This is a genomic window from Actinomycetospora sp. (assembly GCF_055612215.1).
The window spans coordinates 1-2,804 of record NZ_JBVPVA010001078.1; the positions used below are offsets into that span (position 1 = coordinate 1).

Annotated in this window: 4 protein-coding genes; 1 reads left to right on the forward strand and 3 read right to left on the reverse strand. The window is 74.8% G+C overall.

Annotation, left to right across the window (positions count from 1 at the left end):
* A partial coding sequence (gene infA, locus AC0CYZ_RS29080) for a translation initiation factor IF-1 (RefSeq protein ID WP_472221593.1) occupies positions 1-186 on the reverse strand: 186 nt, incomplete at its 3' end.
* A gap of 368 nt (positions 187-554) precedes the next feature.
* On the opposite strand from infA, the gene AC0CYZ_RS29085 reads away from it, so the two are divergent.
* Complete coding sequence (locus AC0CYZ_RS29085; RefSeq protein WP_472221594.1) at positions 555-1,334, forward strand: 3-hydroxyacyl-CoA dehydrogenase; 780 nt, start codon at positions 555-557, stop codon at positions 1,332-1,334.
* A gap of 64 nt (positions 1,335-1,398) precedes the next feature.
* Here the strand turns inward: AC0CYZ_RS29085 and AC0CYZ_RS29090 are convergent, their stop codons facing one another.
* Both AC0CYZ_RS29090 and map read right to left on the reverse strand, forming a co-directional pair.
* A complete protein-coding gene (locus tag AC0CYZ_RS29090; RefSeq protein WP_472221595.1) occupies positions 1,399-1,884 on the reverse strand; it encodes a DUF1707 SHOCT-like domain-containing protein in 486 nt (161 codons plus the stop codon).
* A gap of 54 nt (positions 1,885-1,938) precedes the next feature.
* A complete protein-coding gene (gene map, locus AC0CYZ_RS29095) occupies positions 1,939-2,685 on the reverse strand; it encodes a type I methionyl aminopeptidase (RefSeq protein ID WP_472221596.1) in 747 nt (248 codons plus the stop codon).
* Between the last annotated feature and the right edge of the window lie 119 nt (positions 2,686-2,804).

Sequence of the window (2,804 nt, forward strand, 5' to 3'; positions counted from 1 at the left end):
GTCGTACGGCGACAGCTCCACGACGACCTTGTCCTCGGGGAGGATTCGGATGTAGTGCTGACGCATCTTCCCGCTGATGTGTGCCAGGACCTTGTGCCCGTTCTCGAGCTCGACCCGGAACATCGCGTTGGGCAGGGGCTCCACGACCCGGCCCTCGACCTCGATGGCGCCGTCCTTCTTCGCCATGTCCTCCGCACTTCTCTCGCCGGCCGCCGGAGCTCCCGCCGCCCGGCCCAGGAGGACCGGGAAGCGCTCGCCGGGCGACCACGTCGTCCCGCTGCCACCGGTGTACGGGTGCACACCGGATCGGGCTCGCGCCGCCCTGCCGGGGACACACGGACCCACCCGCCGGAGAATCGACCGGCGATCGGTGACACGTGCGGACACCGGCACGACACGCGCACCAGCCCTCAACTGTACGCGGGGCGCGTCGCGGGCCTGGTCACCGGGTCGCCGGAGGACCACTGCGCCGGCGTCAACCGTCAGCGTTGACCGTTTCTCCGCCGCGGGCCACGATGACGAGGACCTGGACCCGAACGATCGGAGGACCCGACGTGGACGTCGACGGTGCCGTCGCACTGGTGACCGGAGGGGCGTCCGGCCTCGGCCGGGCGACCGTGGAGAAGCTGCACGCGCGGGGCGCGTCGGTCGTGATCCTCGACCTGCCCTCCTCGGCGGGCGAGCAGGTCGCGAAGGAGCTCGGCGAGCGGGCGGTCTTCGCGGCCGCCGACGTCGCCGACCCCGAGCAGGTGGCGGCTGCGGTCGACACGGCGACCGGGCTGGGGACGCTGCGGGTGACGGTCAACTGCGCCGGCATCGGCAACGCGCACCGCACCGCCGGGCGCAAGGGCCCCTTCCCGCTCGAGGACTTCCAGAAGGTCCTGAACGTCAACCTGGTCGGCACCTTCAACGTCATCCGGCTCGCCGCGCAGGCGATGAGCGAGAACGAGCCGTCCACCGGTGACGCGGGCGGCACCGGCGACCGCGGGGTCGTCGTCAACACCGCCTCCGTCGCCGCCTTCGACGGGCAGATCGGCCAGGCCGCCTACTCGGCGTCGAAGGGCGGGATCGTCGGCATGACGCTGCCGATCGCCCGCGACCTCGCCTCGCTCGGCATCCGCGTCTGCACCATCGCGCCGGGGCTGTTCCACACCCCGCTGTTCGCGACGCTGCCCCAGGAGAACATCGACTCCCTCGGCGCCCAGGTACCGCACCCGTCGCGCCTCGGGGACCCGTCGGAGTACGCGGCCCTGGTCGCGCACATCGTCGAGAACCCCATGCTCAACGGCGAGACGATCCGCCTCGACGGCGCGATCCGGATGGCCCCCAAGTAGCCCGCGGGGTCCGACGGGGTCCGGTCGGCCCGGCCCGGCCGAGCGAGCGGCACTCCCGCTGCGTCTACGTGCGCGAGAGTGCCGTTCGCTCCGGACGGGAGCCAGGCCCCCGGCCCGCCGGTCCACGGCCGAGCGCCCCGAACAGCAGCACCAGCCCCCACGGCCCGGCGACCCAGACCCACCACGGGTGGACGAGCGACCCGGTGCCGAGCACGACGGCGAGCCAGATCGCCACGTTCAGCGCGCTCACCACCGCCCACGTCGCGACCGCACGGCGTGGGCTGCAGGACGACACCGAGGGGACCGGCGGCACCGGCAGCCCCCACCCGTGGTGACGATTCTGCGCGGCGACGGGCCGCGCCGCGTCGTCCGCGGGCAGGTCGTCCAGCAGCGGCGCGAGGTCGTCACGCACCACCGCCCCGTGCGCCGCCCGCACCCGCTCGTCGTACTCGGTGAGGGTCAGTCGCCCCTCGCCGTGCGCCCGCGCGAGCCGGTCGGCCACCCGCCCGCGCTCCGCGTCCGACACCCGCACCGCGCCGTCCGTCGCCACCACGACCACCTCCGGTCTCCGCCCCCGGAGCCAGCGTAGCGGATAGCAGACAGTTCAGCTATCTGTTTCTTCCGGCGCTGTCAGGACCCACGGCCCGGCCGAGGTCACCGCGACGGTGTGCTCCCAGTGCGCCGCCCGCGCGCCGTCGGCGGTGACGACGGTCCACTCGTCGTCGAGCTCCTCGGTCTCCGCGACCCCCGCGGTCAGCATCGGCTCCACGGCCAGCACCATGCCCTCGCGCAGCCGCGGACCGGTGCCGGCCCGGCCCAGGTTCGGCAGGAACGGCTCCATGTGCATCTCGGTGCCGATGCCGTGGCCGCCGTAGTCCTCGACGATCCCGAACGCCTCGCCCGCCGGGCCGCGATGGCGGCGGGCCTCGGCCTCGACGGCGTGCGAGACGTCGCCGAGGCGGTTGCCGGGCCGGACCTCGGCGATCCCCGCCCACATCGCCGCGCGGCACGCCGCCGAGAGCTCGGCGTCCCCGGGGGCCGGCGCGCCGACCGAGACGGTGACCGCCGCGTCGCCGTGCCAGCCGTCGAGGATCGCCCCGCAGTCGACCGAGAGCAGGTCGCCGTCGGCGAGGACCGTGGTCGGGCGCGGGATGCCGTGGACGACCTCCGCGTTGCGCGAGACGCAGATGCTGCCGGGGAACCCGTGGTAGCCGAGGAACGACGGGACGGCGCCCGCCTCCCGGATCGTCGACTCGGCGAGGGCGTCGAGGTCGGCCGTGGTGGCCCCGGGGACCGCGGCGGCCGCGACGCGCGCGAGGGTCGCCGCCACGACGAGGCCGGCTTCGCGCATCGCCTCGACCTCGCCGCGGGACTTGATCTGCACGTCGCTCCCGATCCGTCCGCCCGACAGGCGCCCGGCCACGCGTCCGAGGCCCGTGCCCACGTCCGCGAGGCCCGCGCCCCCGACCC